Consider the following 19,881-nt stretch of genomic DNA (forward strand, 5'->3'; position numbering starts at 1 on the left):
GAGGCTAAGTTTTCTACTAGCCTCGATTTTTTTTGTTTAAACAACCTGGACACATAGTCGCAAATCAACAAAGTTGTTAGAAAATGTTCAAGAGCCAGGCTTGCGAGCCCGCAGGATTTATCCGAAGTTTGCTCTGGCAAATAAGGACTAGCGTAAGAAGTTATTGGGCATTTCATGACTACTTTAGTCAATTAATCATTCCGGCATCACCAATATTAGGTTCAAAGTACTTTGATGGCAAAGTAATTTTGCCCGCTAATTTATAAGCAAGAATTTGTGCATCAAGCAGATTGTCAGCAACTGCAGTCGCACCAAAGATCTCAGATTCCTTTTCATGCGCTTCTTTAGAGCCAGTGAGACCATAAAACACTAATGGCAAGCCAGCACAGGTCTCAGTAATTTCACCAAGTTGATTGTTAATCGAATCAAGTGCTCCTAGGTTTTGTCTGTAACCAGCAACACTGTCAGCAGTTACGACGTTCACAGAGAGCGCACAACCCAAAAACTTGTGAAGTCCTTCTTTATAAAAACTCAGATCAAGGTTCGCTGAAGCCATAAACAATTCAAACAGATCTTCATCCAGTAGCGGCAAAATCACCTGCGCGTCAGAGTCGGCAAAACAAGTTCTGTATTGAAGTAGTTTGGGTTTATTGTTGTCTCTTGAATCTAAGACAATATCAAAAGCTAACAAACCAGAATAAGTTCTTCCTTCTTTAGTCATTGCAGCCAAAGTTGGGTCAATAATTTTATTACGAATTTGCATCATTAGATCAGGAGTCAAAACAGGTGTAGGTGCGTAAGCCCCCATATCTTGGTATGAATCTAATTCGTTTTCTTCTCTGTATGCTTGCACAGGCAGCAAAGATAGTGCTCTAGTGCCGTCACAGACAGTGTTGATACTAAGTTTGGGACCTTCCAAAACCTCTTCAAAAATAACTTTGGAACTAGTTCTTGATAGAAAACGATTCTTGAACATGCTCTTAATAACTTTGTTAGCTTCAACAATATCGCAAGCAACCCTTGCTGGTTTAGTTGTTTCAAATTCTTTATCGACGCAAATTCTCAGTGGATAACTTGCTCTTTCCAAAAAGGCTTCAGCTACAGCTTGATTATCAAAACAGACAAAACGCGGACCTGGTATCTGATTACGATAAAGAAAGTCACGTGCAAAGGCATTTGACGACTCAATTTCAGCAGCCAATTGAGTTGGACCCATGATTAACCTGTTGTTTGCTCTAAATAGATCAACGATTCCCATAGTAAACAATCGAGAATCTCCAACTATGGTCAAACTAATATTGCGTGCAATAGCAATCTCTAATAATCTATCTATGTCATTAATATCAACATCAACACAATCAGCAAGCTTGGCAAGCGCTTGATTACCAGGCGCAGCAACTATTTCAATATCAGCAAATTTATCAGAAGCCAATAGCTTCCAGATCATTGCATGTTCTTTTGAGCCTGAGCCAATTAGGAGTAATTTCACTTGACTATTATCTCATGGAAAAAGAGAACTAGCAAGCTCGTCTCTTTTTGGCTAACGGTCACTAGCTGCATTGACAGCTGCCAAAGCCAGGTTTTGATAGAGTTATTGCACAAGGACGAAGCCCTTTGGCAACAAGTCTAATATATACTGTAAGAACTAATGCAATTCATCGTCCCCATCTCTTTTATATGTTTTTTTCTTAGCGGCGCAGTGGCACTAGTCTATGAATTAACTTGGCTAAGGTTGTTAAGACAAATATTCGGTACTGATAGCCTGGCACTTAGTACTATGCTTACTGTTTTTATTGGTGGAATTGCAGTTGGCACTTGGCTTTCTGGGGTCATCATAAACAAATATTTTAGACAGCATGATTATCAAAGCGAAGAAAAGAACCATATAGTAAGAATGGCTCATAGCTACATCCTTATATATGCATATGCTTTTATTGAGTTATTACTAGGCGTTTACGCCCTAATGGTGCCATTTTTACTTGGCAGTAATTTCCTTGGCAAGATCTGGCTGCCCTTTGCACAAATCGCAGTTGATAACTTAATGGTCGGCTCTTTAATCAAGTTTGTGCTTTCAGCAATCATGTTAATCATTCCAACTCTTTTGATCGGGCTTAGTTTTCCATTACTCACAGAGCTGTTAAATATAGATAAAGCCGAACATAAAGATTCTCAGTTTCTGGCAAGTAATTTATATGCAGTCAACACCTTTGGTGCCATTATTGGAGCGGCAATTTGTGGATTTTATTTATTGCCAGTATTTGGCTTAGATTTCAGCACTCGGATTGCTGTTCTTAGCAATTTAACAATAGCCATTCTCTGTTATTTTTGTATATTCTACAATCGTGCAAGCTTCTCAAACGCAAGTATCATCGGTGTTTGGGACTTCATCTGCAAATTAGCCAAGGATAATAAAGACCCGCATGAAAAGCATGAGCAGAGTAAAGAATACAAACGAGTTAACTATTTATTACTGTTGATTGCATTTACAATTGGCTTTATTAACCTTGGGCTAGAAGTCATTTGGACCAAAGTTTTGACTTTAATTATCGGCTCATCTACTTATTCACTAACTATAATCCTGATAGCAGTACTTGGCGGTATCAGCCTTGGAGCTTTCATGCTTAATTATCTGATTAATTTCATCCATAAATTCAATCTAAGCTACAAAAGCTTCCTTAATTACTCACTCTTGAGCTTTGCTTGTTTAATAGCAATCTCATCATCATTTTTCAATAAAGCACCTTGGTATTTCTTAAACCTCAACCAAACAATAGAAAACATCTTAGGTTACTCACCTTGGTTACTCTCAAACATAATCAAGTTCATGAGCATAGCGGCAATCATCGTTCCCGTCACTGCATTTGAAGGCTTGATCTTTGCATTTGTGCTTTATCTAGTTTCTGGCAAAACCAACATAATAGAGAATCGTAAGCTAGAACCAGTTGGTACAAGGGTTTCCAAAGCATCATACATCAACACCTTTGGAGCCATCGCTGGTTCATTCTTGACTGGCTTTGTTCTCATTCCATTATTTAGCAAATTTGGCAGCGGCACTTATGGCTGCTTAATTACATTAATTTGCATTGCATTTGCTCTTGCGCTCTTCACTAATTTATATGATTCCAAGTTTAACCCACTAGCAATAGCAACAATACTTGCTTGTATTCTAAGCATTAGCTTTCTGCCCAAACTAGACGCCAATGAAATCTCCAGCGGGATTGCAATCTATAAAGGCATGAAATATAAATCAATAACCAAGAAGGATTACAAACGTGCCATCTCAGAACGGATACTAATGCACGAAGAAGGTATCAACAGTGTTGTCACAGTAGTAGAAAACAAAGCCGCCAACGCTATATTTCTCAAAACCAATGGCAAGATTGAAGCAGGAATGCCAATCAATCCAGAAGATCCATCCAAAGCAGACATGACGACTCAAGTCTTGCTTGGGCAATTACCGATCTTCGTCAAACCCAATATACAAAATGCTTTACTGATAGGTATGGGCTCAGGCATTAGTCACAAGTCTCTACTTAAGATCGGCGCCAAAGCCGAGCTCAAGCAAGTAGATGTTTGTGAAATTGAAGAGCTGGTCTACAAAGCAGCAGGCCAATATTTCAATGCGGTAATGACCAAGGACTATGGTCCAATCAAGCTCAATCATCATATTACAGATGCAAGAAATTTCTTAATCGCCAATAGAACCAAACAAGGTGCTGGCACACTTTATGACCTAATAATCTCCCAACCTTCTGATCCATGGATTTCAGCAAATCTTTTTACTGAAGAATTTTGGCAACTAGCATCTTCCAATCTCAATCAAGATGGAATCTTTGAACAGTGGATACAGCTATATTCAATTGATCCAGAGCACCTAGAAATTGCCTTACGCACCTTTAGTCAGGTCTTCCCAAATAGCATGGCATTTAAGCCTGGAGATGCTGCCGAGCTATTACTCATTGGCTCAAAGCAAGACTTAGAGCTAGACAGCAAGAAAATGAATGAGCTAATGAAGCACAAAGAAGTAAAACAAGAACTTTCATATATTGGTATTAATGATGACGCTGACTTGCTATCCAATTTAGTATTGAGCCCAGCAGCAATCAATAAATTATTAAACAAGCAAGCTGGTAACCAAGCACATCAAAACATCAAGATCTTAAAATATATTAGTAATATAGATGTCGGCACCAACGAATATAAACCCAAACTAGCTAATCAGCACAATGGTGAAAAGAATGACAAGACATCAAACAAGCAAAAACTAAATACCGATGACAATATGCTGCTTGAATTCCATACTCCAAAGCAACTCAGTCAGTTCTACCAAACAATCAAAACCAATCTTAGTTATATAGAAAAACATAGTATCCCTGAAGATATCATTGGATACCTCGCATTACAAAAAGACAGTAGCCTTCTTACCAGAATCGCCATGGCGCACAGCCAAAGCAGCTCAAAGCCGCACCCTAAACTAGCTCTAGGGATCGCTGAGCAAATGCACAACATCAACAAGACGCCAGCTAGCTATCTAGCGCTCTATCACATCCACAAAAACAATATGAACGATGAAGAAGCTGATTCATTGATTTATCAAGCTGAATCACGTTTTGCCGACATGGTCATGAGTGGCAAAAAATCACAAGTAGTCATCTTTGAAGGCTTGATGGGGGAAACCAAACTTAATAGTTATCAACTTGCAAGCCTCGCTCAAATTTATATGTATGATCAATCATGGGACAAAGCTCAGGCATTAATTGATAGAGCAATAGAAATCGATCAAGCTAACCATCAACTCAAAATTGTCAAAGCCCAAATCATCTTCCAAAAAGTAAAACAATTTCAATACCCAGACAATAGGCTCAAAACTAGAGACATGGCACTAAGCCTTGATTTATATGAAGAAGCCCTCAAGGTTGACGAATTCAGTATTGATGCCTATCGCGGACTAGCAAGCTTTCATCTCTTCAAAGCCACTCAGAGTAAGGGAGCTGAGGCTGAGAGACTAAAAAGAATTGCAATCAAAAAATGCACCAACGCACTAGAACTCAACCCCAACTCTTGGTCTTTACAACTTGAACTAACCAAGATTTATTTATCAAGCTTGCCTGATTCACAATTACAACTAATGAAAAACCCAGGTGACAAATTAGAAAGTGCTATTAAATTCTTACGCAATAGTTTAGTACTCAAGCCTGACTCAATAGAAGCCAATTACGAGATGTCTCAATTACAATATCTGATCGGCAATATTGACCTAGCCTACAAACACTCTATGAGATTAGAAGAACTCTGCGCAGAGGGTTCAAGTTGTGTTGATATACTCGGCACCAAACGACTAGAGAAAGCTAAGGCTCTTAATGAAAAGTTGACTAAGATTGCCAGTGGGAACTTACAATAGAGTTCTTTCGAAACCCATAAATGGGTCTGATAGCTATCTCGAAGGTTCAAGTATTACCGACACTCTTAGATTGTGTTATAGACCTGGAGCCCGAAGGGCGCGTACTAAGTTTGCTCAGGCAAATGAGAACTCATATAACGCAGTTATTGGAGCTTTAAACGTGATCTAAGCTGTTTTATTACCTGCTGGTTCTTTAGATGCTCCGCCCACGGTAGCTCCTGTACTAGACAGCGTCAAGACCTTATTCTTAGTCTTAATAGTAGACTTCTTCAAAGCTTCTTGCTCTTCTTGAGTATATTGTCCAATCACTTCGAATTTAACCTTGGCTTTAATAAGAGCTTGTCTAATATCAGCTTCTTTCTCATCATCAGTAGGTTGTTTTGCTTCTTTACTGTAGTCTTTTTCCTTAGGAAACTCTGCATCAAACTCTAATGACGCTTGAACTCTATTGCCAGGACCAAGTCTGTCATTAATAAGTTCATCAGATATCTCATCTTCCAAAAGCTTTTGTATAGAGCGTTTCATTGGTCTTGCACCAAAAGCACGTTTGTAACCTTCAGTAGCGACTTTGTCTTTAACCTCGTCAGTAAGCTCAATAGTCATTCCGTGTTCTTTCAATCTAAGTTCAAGTTCTTTAATTAAGATGTTAACGATCAAGCGCATATCATCTCTATTAAGATGTCTAAAGACAACAACATCATCAAGTCTATTAATAAACTCAGGCTTGAAAGCTCGTTTAACTTCTTCCATTACAGCTTCTTTCATACGTTGATATTCATTTTCTTCAGCTTTATCTTTTGAACCAGAAAAGAATCCAATTCCACCAGTACTAGACATTCTATTGGCACCAACGTTGGAAGTCATAATAATGATGGTATTTTTGAAACTAACTTTACGTCCACGACTGTCAGTCAAATGACCATCGTCAAGCATTTGTAGCATGACGTTAAATATATCAGGATGACCTTTTTCAATCTCGTCAAAAAGTACAACGCTATAAGGCTTACGTCTAACAGCCTCCGTTAATTGACCACCATCTCCGTAACCGACATAGCCAGGAGGTGAACCAATCAATTTACTAACTGTGTGTTTTTCCATGTACTCTGACATATCAACTCTAATCAAGTTCTCTGCACTACCAAAGAAGTAGTCAGCAAGTACTTTTGCAAGTTCTGTTTTACCAACACCAGTTGGTCCACAGAAAACAAACGAACCAATTGGACGTTCTGGGTTTTTCAATCCTGAACGAGCTCTTCTGATTGCTTTAGAAACAGCAGTAACTGCTGGGTCTTGCCCAATCACTCTGCTATGAATAATGTCTTCCATATTTTTGAGCTTTTCATTTTCGCCTTTTTTCAAGTCACCAATAGGGATACCTGTCCAGCATGATACGATATGAGCAATTTCTTCTTCTTCAACTTTGGGTTTATTTTTCTCTTGCTCTTTTTTCCATTCCTCTTGAATTTCTCTAATCTTGTCTCTTAGATCATTTTCTTCATCACGTAATTGCGAAGCCTTCTCAAATTCTTGATTACGAATTGCCTCTTCTTTACTACGTGAAATTTTAATCAAATCATTTTCTAATTCTTTACCTTCTGGCGGCAATGAACTAGCGCGAAGTCTCACTCTTGATGAAGCTTCATCAACTAAATCAATCGCTTTATCAGGAAGAAATCTATCAAAGATATATCTATCAGATAAAGTAGCCGCAGCTTCAATTGCCTTATCAGTGATAATGAGTTTATGATGCTCTTCATATTTTTGTCTAAGTCCTCTAAGAATATCGATTGTTTCTTCCACTGATGGAGAGTTAATTAAAACTGGTTGGAAACGACGTTCAAGTGCAGCATCACGTTCGATGTGTTTACGATACTCATCAAGAGTAGTAGTACCGATACATTGCAGCTCACCACGTGCTAGAGCAGGTTTGAGGATATTAGCAGCATCAATTGCTCCCTCTGCAGCACCGGCACCAATTAAAGTATGGAGCTCATCAATTACCAGCATGATGTTACCTGCTGAACGAATTTCATCCATGATTTTTTTCAATCTTTCTTCAAACTCACCACGGTATTTAGTACCAGCAACTAATAAGCCAAGGTCAAGCATAACTAATTTTTTGCCATCTAATAATTCAGGTATATCACCTGAAACGATGCGCGACGCTAGTCCCTCACTCACTGCCGTTTTACCAACACCAGGTTCACCAATTAAAACTGGATTATTTTTTGTTCTTCTTCCAAGAATCTGAATAACTCTTTCGATTTCTTCTGCTCTTCCGATTACAGGATCAAGACGTCCTTCTTGAGCAGCAAGTGTAAGGTCAGTACCAAACTCATCAAGGGTAGGAGTTCTTGTTCTTCCACCTTGCTGTCCGCTTCCAGCTTTACCGCTAGTACCACTAGAACCTACTCCTAATAAGGATCCGCCTGTAGCACCACTTGTGCCAGCGCTAGAAGATTCACCAAGTAATCTAATAATATGTTGTCTAACTTTGGCAAGATCTACTCCCAAGTTATCAAGTACTCTTGCAGCAACACCTTCGCCTTCGCGAATCAAACCAAGTAAAAGATGCTCAGTACCGATATAGTTATGTCCAAACTGTCTCGCTTCATCCCAACTTAACTCAAGAACTCTTTTTGCTCTTGGAGTAAAAGGAATCTCAACAGCGACGAAACCTGAACCACGTCCAATAATTTTTTCTACTTCAACTCTAGCGTCTTTAAGATTAACTCCCATTGACTTGAGTGTTTTAGCGGCAACTCCTGTTCCTTCACCAATTAATCCGAGTAAAACTTGCTCCGTTCCTACGAAATTATGTCCTAATCGTCTAGCTTCTTCTTGAGCTAACATTATTACTTTTATGGCTTTCTCTGTAAATCTTTCAAACATTGTATTTTAGTTCCTATTCATATTATTCACCTAATTAGCTCTACTGTATCAATTCATTAGGTCGAATTAATAAATATAAAGTACGCTGAAAACCCCTATTGATAGGTAATACACATTGCTGAGCTTTGCGCATTGGCACATGTCAGCAACGAAATGTCTCAACCATAAAGATCGTGAACTTATGCAGCTAGTAAAGCAGCACAAACAAAAAGGATTCAACTTTCGTCGAATCCTTTTAAAGATATTAGGGAAATTCCACTCAAAATTTCACTATTATTTAGAGCTAGATGCTTTAGCGTTGTTCATAGTAACTCTCATTAATGACTCTAGGTCATGTCTAAGAGCATAAAGAACAGCTTGGGTTCTATCATTAACTTTCAACTTGGTGAACACGTTATTGATATGTGTTTTAACTGTAGATTCAGAGATAAACAATTTTTGTGCAACGCTCTTATAGTTAAGACCTTCACACAAGTACTTAAGTACTTCAGCTTCTCTTTCAGTAAGTAATTCAAGATTACCGAAATTAGCATTAGCATTTGTAAGCACTGATTGCTTCTCGCTAATCAGATTTCTGATTGATTTATTGATTACAAAGTCAAGGAATAATTGACCTGCTTCAGCCGATTCAATTGCAAAAGATAGAGTTCTATCAGATCTTTCACTAAGTAGCCAAGCGCAAAGATTTGCTGCAAGATATAAGTTCAAGATTATCTCTTCTGGAATCGATTTCGAGATGAAAATGATTTTTGTGTTTGGCGAAGCTTCAGCAATTTCGCTAAACATCTCAATCATTGTTTTGCGACCAGGTAATTCACTGGTAACAATAATAATTTGAGGTTTTCTAGCTTGTACTGCTTGAATTAAAGCTTCTTGATAGTCGACTCTATCAATTCTGTTGTAGCCAGCCATATTCAATTCTTTTGTTATCTGAACGGTAGACTGAACTGGACTCAAGGCAATAACTGCCTCTCGTGTTTGATTTTGTTGTGTTGTCATGAGTGGGGCTCCTGTTGGGGTTTGGGAACTTTGGAAGATTTGTCTTACCAAAGCTCACCCTACTGATATAGGCCCAAAAAGGGAAAGTTCCCTAGGGCTAACCCTAGAGATAAATGTGAAATCTCTTACTATCGGTATATATCGGCAAAAACCAAGTAAACTTGAATTAAAATTTGTTAATATTTCATTTACCACAGAGGATCCGGAACAATTTAACTATAGCTTAATAAGTTGATTATAGCCAAGCTGAAAACAAAAATTATATTAATAATACACTGAGCAATCTAAAATCTCAATTATTATCTATCAAGTGCGCCACACGGACAAAACCTGTTTCATGGATCCAACTAGAAAACTTGATGTCAAGCTGCACTTTAGAAACAGGTTTATAGACTAGTTTTGATAGTCGGAATTATCTCCAAATCTCAGCGAAGCATATTAAGTGATAGAATCACATAAAATGAAGAAACTGCCAACCACTCTACCATTTATCATCTTGATTCTATTTCTGTCATTATTTGCAATTAGCTTAATGGGACAAGAAAAACAACGCAATGTTCTAAGCTATAGCGAATTCATCAAACGGGTATTACCATCAGACGGTACAGTATCAACTGCCTATAAGGTGGAACTAACAAATGGCGAAGATGTTGCCAAAATCGAAGACAAAAGCGGGGATATTTACTATGCAAGAGTCCCAGCCAATCTTTTAGGTGCAAACCCAGAACTGGCAGATAAATTAGTTAAACAAGGTATACAAGTAGATGTAAAAGCTCAACAAGGCGATAGTATCTGGGCTGGGATTATTTCCAATCTCTTAGTACCACTTATACTTTTTGGTCTTTTGATGTTCATGTTACGCAATGCTGGCGGCGCTGGCGGTCCAATGTCTTTTGGCAAAAGTCGTGCCAAACTTATGACTCGCAACACTAATATAAGTTTTGATGATGTTGCCGGTATTGAAGAAAGTAAACAAGAGCTTGAAGAGATCGTTGACTTTCTCAAAAACTCAGTGAAATATACATCACTAGGAGCCAAAATCCCCAAAGGAGTAATCCTTGTTGGACCTCCAGGTTGCGGTAAAACCCTCTTGGCCAAAGCTGTTGCCGGCGAAGCAGGAGTGCCATTCTTTACAATCTCTGGTTCAGACTTTGTAGAAATGTTTGTTGGTGTTGGTGCAAGTAGAGTTAGAGATCTTTTTGAACAAGCCAAAAAAAATGCTCCTTGCATTATTTTCATTGACGAGATTGATGCAGTTGGGCGTCAACGTAGTGGTATGTCCGGTGGTGGTAACGATGAGCGTGAACAAACACTAAACCAATTATTAGTCGAGATGGATGGCTTCCAACCCAATAGTGGAATCATCGTACTTGCAGCAACCAATAGACCAGACGTACTCGACAAAGCCTTATTAAGACCAGGTCGCTTTGACCGCAAAGTCAGCATTGACACTCCTGATCTTAATGGACGTACAGATATTCTTAATGTGCACGTACGCGGCAAGCCTCTCTCCCAGGACGTTGACACAGATACACTTGCCAAACGCACCCCTGGTTTTTCTGGTGCTGACTTAGCCAATCTCATTAACGAGGCGGCAATTCTTGCAGCAAGAGAGGAAGCCAAAGATATTTCAATGAGACACCTTGAAGAAGCTATCGACAAAGTTGCAATCGGACCAGAGAAAAAAAGTAAAATCATCAAGCCCAAGGATCAGGTTTGCACTGCGATACATGAAACAGGTCACACCTTAACTAGCATCTATTATGAATCTAGTAATGAGTTTCATAAAGTAACTATCATCCCAAGAGGAATGGCACTTGGTTTAACTTGGTCAACTGAAGAAGAGTACAAAGTATCTCAGTCAGAAGATCAGCTCAAAACTGAAATGCGTGTACTACTCGCTGGCAGGGCAGCAGAGGAAATTATATTTGGCAAAGGCAATGTTACTAGCGGCGCATCCAATGACATGGAACGCTGCACAGCGATTGCTCGTGCCATGATTACTAGATTTGGCATGAACCAAAGTCTTGGTATTGTTGCTTACGGAGAAAAACATGGTAATCCATATCTTGAAGGAGAATACACCTCAAAGAACTACAGTGAAGCCTATGCCAACAAAATAGACCAAGAAGTGCAAGTATTAATCCAAGCACTCTACGAAGAAGTTAAAGCCAAGCTTATAGGGCATAGAGAACAGTTACTTGCCGTCTCACAAATCCTCTTACAAAAAGAAACTCTAGACAAAGAAGAAGTATTTGCTGTTCTTGAAGAAATCAAAAATGGCAAATTTGTCAAAATCCCTTTTGAGAATTTCATTGATCTAGCAAGCACCAGAACTCCAGAGAGAGTCAAGACCCTCATTAAAGAAGAGTCAGACAAACGTAAATCAGAAAGAGAAAGACTTAGAGCAATTGACAAACAAAGAGAACAAAACTCTGAAGAAGGCGACCAACGCAAAGTTGGCTAGAATAAAGTCGTGAAGAATCTTAGTTGCCAAGAAATAAGAGAAACATGGATTAATTTCTTTACTAAGAAATGCGATCGCAAACATCAGTATATTGCTTCAGGATCTTTAGTACCCGATAACCCAACCCTATTACTTAACGCAGCTGGCATGGTGCAATTCGTACCAATCTTTGTCGGCACCAAACCTACTCCCGAGCCGCCAAGAGCTGTCACAGTACAGAAATGCGCGCGTGTCGGTGGCAAAGACAGTGACCTGGAAAATATCGGGCGCACCACTAGACATCATAGTTTTTTTGAGATGCTCGGTAATTTCTCCTTTGGTGATTATTTCAAAAACGAAGCAATCTCATGGGCTTGGCAATTTGTCAGAGAAGAATTGGAACTAGATGCTGATAAACTATACGTCTCAATCTTTGAAGGCGACGAACAAAACCCAATGGACACTGAAGCCCAAGCAATTTGGCTAGAGATTCTTGCACGAGACTTCCCTGATTTAGAACAGCGCCAAAAACGTATTTGGAAGATGAGTCGCAAAGACAATTTCTGGGGACCTCCGGGAGCAAGCGGTCCATGCGGACCTTGTAGCGAAATATACTATGATCTTGGTGATCACATCAGTGACCCAGAAGACAGGTACCTTGAAATCTGGAACTTGGTTTTCATGGAATTTCTTAAAGACGAGGAAGGCAAATTCACTCCACTTGAAAATAAAAATATCGATACTGGCGCAGGACTAGAAAGAATCGCAACGATATTACAAGGAGTCAACAACTCTTTTGAAACCAATGAGCTATTCAATGTGATGCAAAGCCTTGCCAAAGATCTTGGCGTAGAATACGGCAAACACAATGAGCAAGACCAATACCTCAAGATCATCACGGATCACTTGCGTTGTCTTTGTTTCCTAATTGCTGACGGAGTTAGACCAAGTAATATGGGACGCGGTTATGTCCTTAGAATGATCACAAGACGCGCTGCTAGGTTTGTTTATTTAATCCGCAATCAAACAGATGCTTTTCTTTACAAACACTGCAGTAGTCTAATTCAAAACTATGGACAAGCCTACCCGGAGCTTCAAGCCAACTCTGAAGCGATCATTTCAGTTTGCCGCAAAGAGGAAGAAGCTTTTGCTAAAACTATTGTCAATGGACTTGCCTTGCTGGAGGACAAACTCAAAGCTAGTGACAAGAAAGTCGACGGAGAATTTATTTTTGATCTTTATTCAACTTACGGTTTACCACTTGAATTAAGCAAAGATATTGTTGAAGAGCAAGGACTCACCATTGATCTAGAAGCATACCAAAAATCCAAAGATGCTCACTCTAAAGCCTCTGGCACAGGTAATTTCAAGACATCAGTTGAATCGAATTCTTATGTCGCTGATTTACTCAAAGAACATGGTCCAACTAAATTCCTTGGTTACGACCAGCTTGAAGCCAAAGCCAAAGTGCTTGCAGTCAATGGCAACGATATCGTGCTTGATCAAACGCCGTTTTATGCTGAGTCTGGCGGGCAAGTGGCAGACTCCGGCACAGTCAATGGCGTCGAAGTAAACAAAGTCAAAAGAATCGAAGGGATTTTTATTCACAACTTAGTAGACAGTTCAAATATTCAAATCGGTGATGAGCTAACAGCTATAGTAAACGCAAAACAAAGAAACCTAACTGGCTATCACCACACAACTTGTCATCTCTTGCAAGCCGCCTTACGTAAAGTACTAGGAAACGACATTCAACAAATGGGCTCGCAAGTCAGTCCGGAATACACTCGCTTTGACTTTAATCTTGATAGAGCCATGACTAAAGAAGAAATATCCAAGACCGAAAAGATAGTCAATGACTGGATTCAAGCTAAACTACCAGTCACAACTAAAGTCATGGCTTTTGATGATGCGATCAAAGCTGGTGCCCTTAGTTTCTTTGAAGAGAAGTATGACGATGAGGTTAGGGTTTTGTTTATCAGAGATGATCAAGAAACTGCATCTATTGAATTATGTGGTGGCACTCACGTCAACAACATTGGCGATATTAGAGAAGTAGTACTGGCTCAAGAGGGTTCAGTGGCTGCAGGCATTCGCCGCATACGCATGCTCGCTCATGACCTAGCAACTAAGCACCGCGAAGAAGAAGTACTTAAAGCCCAAACTCAAGCCGAGGAGCAAGCTGCACAAGAAAAAGCTAAAGCAGAAGCTAAGTCCAAACTCAAAGAACAAACTCAATTCTTAGTCGCCAAAGCTGATGAATTAATCCAAGAGTCTAGTCTCAATAGTGATGGTGTGAGAATTCTAATTACTGATTTAAATCTCATCTTCAAGGATTTGGCTGCCGAAGCTATCAAAACTCTAGCCGAAGCCCTGCTCTCCAAAATCGAAGCCAAAGGCGAGCAGGCTTTTATATTTCTAGCTTCAAGCTCCGGTGATAAAGTGACCTTTATCTCAGCAGTTTCTCAAGAACTAAGTAAAAACTCTATTTATAACGCCTCTAATGCAGTCAAAACAGCAGCTACTATTTGTGGCGGCGGCGGCGGCGGACGCCCTAATTTTGCTCAAGCTGGGGGGAAAGACCCTAGTAAAATCCCTGAAGCTCTTGAATTAATTAAAGAAAATATAAAATAAAGATTGCATAAATAATGGAGGAATTGTATAATATTGTCTAGACAAAGGAACTAAATAATATGGCAGAAGTAAATACAACAGTACGTTTTTCATCACAAGGATCTAATTCAAACAACATACTAAAGTTAACCACAGATCAAAATGAAGTAGTAGGTAAAATATCCAGAACACTAATAGGTATTAGAGATGGCAATATAGATCCAGTTATAGAAGAGCAGTCTATTCGTCAATTAGCATATCAAGCCGATCAACTACCTGAACCAACTACGCAGCATATTCGTTCTGGAAATATCTTTGACAACATAGCTGACTTATTGAGATATCTTACACGGGGAATACATTCAGAATACAATCAACAGTTAGTCACTCCTTTTATAAAGTTATTTGATAAATTACAGATAACAATAATCGATGATGCAAAAAAAGCTAATGCAGGCGTTACTAGAGAGAGCTTAAGCAAACTATTTAGTCCTATAGAGGAATCATTTAGCTAATAACTCCTCAAGCACCTGCTTATTCTCAAGCGTAGAAATATCCCCGCTAATTTCTTTGCCTTGAGCAATATCTTTTAAGAGCCGGCGCATGATTTTGCCTGAGCGGGTTTTGGGCAAGCCACTGCAAATCACAATGCGTTCTGGTCTTGCAATTGCACCGATCTCTTTTACAACGTGCTGCTTAAGTTCTTCTTCTATAGCTTGCTTGGCTGTTACTACAAAAGCAACAATCCCCTCGCCCTTAAGCTCATGAGGAATAGAAACTACAGCAGCTTCTACCACCATCTCATGAGACACAAGCGCTGACTCGATTTCAGCAGTTCCAAGTCTATGACCAGAAACATTGATGACATCATCAATACGTCCACCAATTTTGATATAACCATCCACGTCTTTAGTTGCAGCATCTCCTGCTGTATACAAACCAGGTAAACGACTCCAGTAAGTATCAATGTACCTTTGATCATCACCATGTATAGTGCGAGCCATCGAAGGTATCGACTTGCGCAAATACAATAATCCTTCTTCACTGATATCAGCATCTACTCCAGGCAACGGTAAACCAGCCACTCCCGGCTTCATTGCATTAACTCCAGGCAAAGTAGTTATCGCAATCCCGCCAGTCTCTGTTTGCCACCATGTGTCGACTATAGGGCAATTCTCTTTGCCAATGTTTTTGTAGAACCATTCCCAAGCAGCTGGGTTAATCGGTTCACCTACTGAGCCTAACAAACGAAGTGAACTCAAATCATGCTTCTCTACATGCTCCAAACCCCATTGCATAAAGGCTCTCACTGCCGTCGGCGCTGTATAAAAAATACTGATCTTGTATTTTTCTATCATTGACCAGAAACGAGATTTAACAGGATAGTCTGGGGCGCCTTCGTAAATGAAGATGGAGGCGCCGTTAGAGAGGGGACCATAGGCTACATAGCTATGTCCCGTCACCCACCCAATATCAGCTGTGCACCAGTATAAATCCCCAACTGCTGCGTTACGCTCATGATTTACAGTCATCATTGGCGGCTCAGCCAACTCAGCCTGTAAATCATTCGCAAGCCTTGCATTTGGAGAATTTCTACTGGCGCACAGAGTATCCACAGTTGAATCACAGTCTTGAGTTTTCAAATCGAATACCCAGTTACTGGTTAAATGCGTCCAAAGAAGATACCCAGCTGTCGTATGCACTATCCCCTTAGGCTTGCCTGTTGAACCGCTTGTATACAAAACAAAGCTCTTGTCTTCAGCGTCCAGTTGTTCTGGCTCACAATTCGCTTCAAAACTACTTAGATCCCAAGTAACCAAATTCACAATTGATTTCTGTAATTCTAAATCGTCATAGCTAGAATCAACTTGTTTAATCCGATCAAAACAAACTACACTTGAAACAAAGCTCAATCCAGCCACAGCTTCTTTAACGGTCTCTAAGAGCGGCACTAGCTTGCCACGACGAAACGATCCATCAGCAGTAATCACATACCTAGATTGAAGATCCACTATTCTATCGCGCAAGGCGTGTGCCGAAAACCCTCCAAACACCACACTATGAACAGCACCAATTCTCAAACATGCATGCATCGCAATAATTGCTTCCGGGCACATTGGCATATACAGAGTTACAGTATCGCCTTTCTTAACTCCTATACTTTTGAGTAAGTTAGCTGCCCTGCAAACCTGATCATGCAAGTCTTGATAAGTCAAAGTCCTAGTGTCACCAAGCTCACCTTCAAACACAATTGCAGTCTTGCTTGCGTGAGTTTTGAGATGCCTATCAACACAGTTGTAACTTATATTGGTTTTACCATCTTCAAACCAAGTAAAAAAGGGCTCATCCTTACGCAACATCGCCATAGTTGGCTCTTTATACCAATCTAGATTTTTTTTGGCAAGATCCAACCAAAAACTATCTGGATCATTCTTGAAATCCTGCATTAGTTTTTGGTAATCAGCTTCTTTGATATTAGCCTGGGCTTTAAATTCTTCACTCGGGCTGTAGGACTGCTGCATATAACAATGATAGCATCGCTCCAAATAATTTATAGATATCTTGAGTCATCAACACTAGATTTTATTAGTAATGTCAAAAGCAAAAGTCTAAAAGTATTTTGAGCTAATACTAAAGCTCCCCAATCACTTTAGGAATATATTTCAATAAATCAGAAGCCATCACTGAATACTCAGTAAGTTCTTTAGACGCTTTCTCACCAGCCTTGGCATGAATAAAACTAGCCAGAATAGCAGCTTGAGTCAAAGGACTAATTTCAAAAACAGTATAGAAGAACCTAATCTCTGGGTATCTTGCATGCAGAGTATAAAGCTGAGTAGCAAAGCCCAAAGTCAGTCCAGTCAAGACGTCACCAGTACCAGCTGTAGCAAGCCCAGAATTGCCAAAAGGAACCAAGAACACTTTGCCTCCTGGGTCAGCAATGATAGTCGGTGCCCCTTTGTACAAAATAGTCATTTGATATTCTTGAGCCTTAGCTCTCAAGTCTTCAATCAATTCCATTGGAGTCAAGGATTTATCAAACTTGCCAAAGAGACGAGTGTACTCGCCAGCATGAGGAGTAATTAATAAATCAGACTTGTGTTTTTTGAGTAATTTAGTATCCAAACTATTAATCGCATCAGCATCTAAAATCATCGGTGCATTATAAGACTTGATCAAGCTAGTTATTTGATCTTTATAAGCCAAAGATAGTCCAGGACCTAGTCCCAAGACGGCTGGATTTTTAACACAAGCTTGTTTCAGCAGATCATCAACGATGTCTTCGCTGATAGCTTCAAGTAAATTACTGGCAACTATTTTTCTTGTTTGAGCATCAGTCAATATTTTCAATAAACCAAGACCAGATTTATAAGCTGCAGTTCCGGCAAGGCTAGCAGCCCCTTCCATTCCAGGAGAACCAGCAATCAAAGTAGCAAAACCATGATCGTATTTTGAACCAGTCGCTATGCGTGGCGGCAAGAGTTGCTTAACTGTATTGGCAAAGTATATTTTGGATTTAAATTCGTGCTCAAATATTTCTATTGGGTATGAGAGATTTTGTACAATAGTCAGTCCATAATTAGCTCGTGCTGGAAAGAAAAAACTACCGAGCTTGGGATAGCCCATAGTGAGGGTGCTGTGAGCCCTAACACATGCTACATTAATTTCCCCTGTATCAACATCTGAGCCAGAAGGTAAATCAACAGAGATCGTATCTACACTTGTATAGTACTCATTAATAATACGAATCAAGCTAGCAGCAGGCTCCTGGGGCTTGCCCTTGGCACCAATTCCTAAGAGAGCATCAATAAAAAAATGCTTATTATATTTGGATGATATTTTTCCAAAATGTTTTTGAACCAATTCAATATCAGCAATATCTTCAATAAAATCAAGATACTCGTTTTTGTTATTGCCTCTTTCAAGCTCTAAGTAAGCATGCCTAGCTTCATTCTTTAGTTCACTAACAGAGCCAAGAATAAAACATTTAACAGGATAACCTTCTTCAGCAAGGTAAGCAGCAAGTAGAATTCCATCACCACCATTATTACCTTTGCCAGCAAAAATAGTAACAAACGCATTTTGTCCTTTTTTTTGGCTCTCTAAGTATCGATTAATCACAAGATCAAAAAGGCCACGAGCAGCTCTTTGCATATATTCAAAACCAATCCCTTCATACGAGCTTGCCACGGCTTTATCTATATTTGCCATTTCGGCTCTAGTGAGGACAGGAATCATAATTCAATTGTATCTTGTTTAAACACAATAATCAGACAATATCGGCTTAAGACTTGGTCCTTGGAGCTTAGTCAATGCCTGATATTCAGTCTGCCTCACTGTTTCCTTACTCATCTTGAGTAATTTACTAATAGCATCCAAAGTCCAACTGTCATTAGTTTCGATACCAAATCTCAATTTAATTACAGCCTGCTCCCTATTAGTTAGATATGAAACTGCTTTTTCTAAATCACCAACCAACATATGATCTTCACAATTGAGTTCTGGCATAGAATTTATATTCGGGTCTGCAATCAATTCATCAAGCTTCATATCATCATCAGATCCAGAATTCATACTAGTTTCAAGCGACAAGGTTTTATCGGCAAGCACCATCATTAATTTCACTTTGTCTATTGGTAATGAAACAGCTTCAGCAAGCTCCTTGTCAGTTGGTTTACGTTTGAGTTTAGTTTGCAATTCCATATTTGTTTTTCTAATTTTGCGCATCAAATCTAATTTATGTACAGGAATTCTAATTGATCTAGCTTTATTGGAAATCGCTCTGGTAATCGCTTGCCTAATCCACCATGTCGCATATGTAGAAAATCTATAACCGCGACTTGAATCAAATCTATCAACAGCTTTAATCAAACCAATATTGCCTTCTTGTATCAGATCCAAAATAGACATGCCATGGTTTTGATACTTCTTGGCAATAGAGATGACTAATCTCAAATTATGCCTTATCATCTTATCTTTAGACTTTTGACATCCTTGTTTTATCAAAGCACCAAGTTCTTGTTCTTGACATGCTGTCAGCAAAGACCAGTGGGCTATTGAATTCAAATATGGGCTAATCTCTGTTTCAAATTTCGTTGTTGTCATTATATTTTCTATTCCCAGATCAAGTCCCCCTAATTGCAAAGACAAAATTAATTTAGATTCGACCGGGAACCTATGGCTCACCAAAGATTTGTGGAAACTATAGAATAACTGAATTTATTAACACCTGAACTAACAGTCGTTTTATAATGTTTTAGTACTTAGTAGATTTATCACAAAATACAAAAGTACAAACCAGCGCTCCTGTAGCTCAGTTGGTTAGAGCAGTCGACTCATAATCGATTGGTCAAGTGTTCAAGTCACTTCGGGAGCACCATTAAAAAGCAATCCCTGCCTTAATGGTGGGGATTTTTATTTTCTAGTCATACTCTCTTTTTGGCATTAAACTCTTTCGCTGGTTTCGTCGTATCTTGACATATTGTATCATTGGTTGACAGATGGGCAAATTTAAAGTGCAGTGTTAAAT

At 39.3% G+C, this 19,881-nt stretch carries 9 protein-coding genes, 1 tRNA gene and 1 pseudogene; 5 read left to right on the forward strand and 6 right to left on the reverse strand.

Annotation, left to right across the window (positions count from 1 at the left end):
• Positions 1–187: 187 nt before the first annotated feature.
• Positions 188–1,489, reverse strand: coding sequence for a hypothetical protein (locus O3C63_04790; GenBank protein MDA0772242.1), 1,302 nt, complete (start codon positions 1,487–1,489; stop codon positions 188–190).
• Positions 1,490–1,648: 159 nt separating this feature from the next.
• On the opposite strand from O3C63_04790, the gene O3C63_04795 reads away from it, so the two are divergent.
• Complete coding sequence (locus O3C63_04795) at positions 1,649–5,401, forward strand: hypothetical protein (GenBank protein MDA0772243.1); 3,753 nt, start codon at positions 1,649–1,651, stop codon at positions 5,399–5,401.
• Positions 5,402–5,848: 447 nt separating this feature from the next.
• Here O3C63_04795 and O3C63_04800 read toward each other — a convergent pair.
• Positions 5,849–8,293, reverse strand: a pseudogene (locus O3C63_04800) (ATP-dependent Clp protease ATP-binding subunit).
• Positions 8,294–8,566: 273 nt separating this feature from the next.
• Positions 8,567–9,292, reverse strand: coding sequence for a response regulator transcription factor (locus O3C63_04805; protein ID MDA0772244.1), 726 nt, complete (start codon positions 9,290–9,292; stop codon positions 8,567–8,569).
• 460 nt (positions 9,293–9,752) lie between these two features.
• On the opposite strand from O3C63_04805, the gene ftsH reads away from it, so the two are divergent.
• Genes ftsH through O3C63_04820 form a run of 3 tightly spaced genes read left to right on the forward strand, consistent with a single transcriptional unit; the run spans position 9,753 to position 14,866 of the window.
• Positions 9,753–11,759 (forward strand): ATP-dependent zinc metalloprotease FtsH, encoded by a 2,007-nt coding sequence (gene ftsH, locus O3C63_04810; protein MDA0772245.1) that lies wholly within the window; start codon positions 9,753–9,755, stop codon positions 11,757–11,759.
• A gap of 9 nt (positions 11,760–11,768) precedes the next feature.
• Entirely contained in the window at positions 11,769–14,372 is a 2,604-nt protein-coding gene (gene alaS, locus O3C63_04815; GenBank protein MDA0772246.1) for an alanine--tRNA ligase, read from the forward strand.
• A 59-nt stretch (positions 14,373–14,431) separates the two neighbouring features.
• Positions 14,432–14,866 (forward strand): hypothetical protein, encoded by a 435-nt coding sequence (locus O3C63_04820; protein ID MDA0772247.1) that lies wholly within the window; start codon positions 14,432–14,434, stop codon positions 14,864–14,866.
• Here O3C63_04820 and O3C63_04825 read toward each other — a convergent pair.
• From O3C63_04825 to O3C63_04835, 3 genes are all read right to left on the reverse strand, one after another.
• On the reverse strand, positions 14,855–16,873 hold the full coding sequence (locus O3C63_04825; protein MDA0772248.1) for an AMP-binding protein: 2,019 nt from the start codon (positions 16,871–16,873) through the stop codon (positions 14,855–14,857). The two genes, O3C63_04820 and O3C63_04825, sit on opposite strands and share 12 nt — an antisense overlap.
• 109 nt (positions 16,874–16,982) lie before the next feature.
• Positions 16,983–18,590, reverse strand: a complete 1,608-nt coding sequence (locus O3C63_04830) for an NAD(P)H-hydrate dehydratase (protein MDA0772249.1) — start codon at positions 18,588–18,590, stop codon at positions 16,983–16,985.
• An 18-nt stretch (positions 18,591–18,608) separates the two neighbouring features.
• Positions 18,609–19,457 (reverse strand): sigma-70 family RNA polymerase sigma factor, encoded by an 849-nt coding sequence (locus tag O3C63_04835; GenBank protein ID MDA0772250.1) that lies wholly within the window; start codon positions 19,455–19,457, stop codon positions 18,609–18,611.
• A 197-nt stretch (positions 19,458–19,654) separates the two neighbouring features.
• Between O3C63_04835 and O3C63_04840 the strand changes: the two genes are divergently transcribed.
• A tRNA-Ile gene (locus O3C63_04840) sits at positions 19,655–19,731 on the forward strand.
• Positions 19,732–19,881: the final 150 nt, after the last annotated feature.

It is taken from the genome of Cyanobacteriota bacterium, from assembly GCA_027618255.1.
Classification (GTDB): domain Bacteria; phylum Cyanobacteriota; class Vampirovibrionia; order LMEP-6097; family LMEP-6097; genus JABHOV01.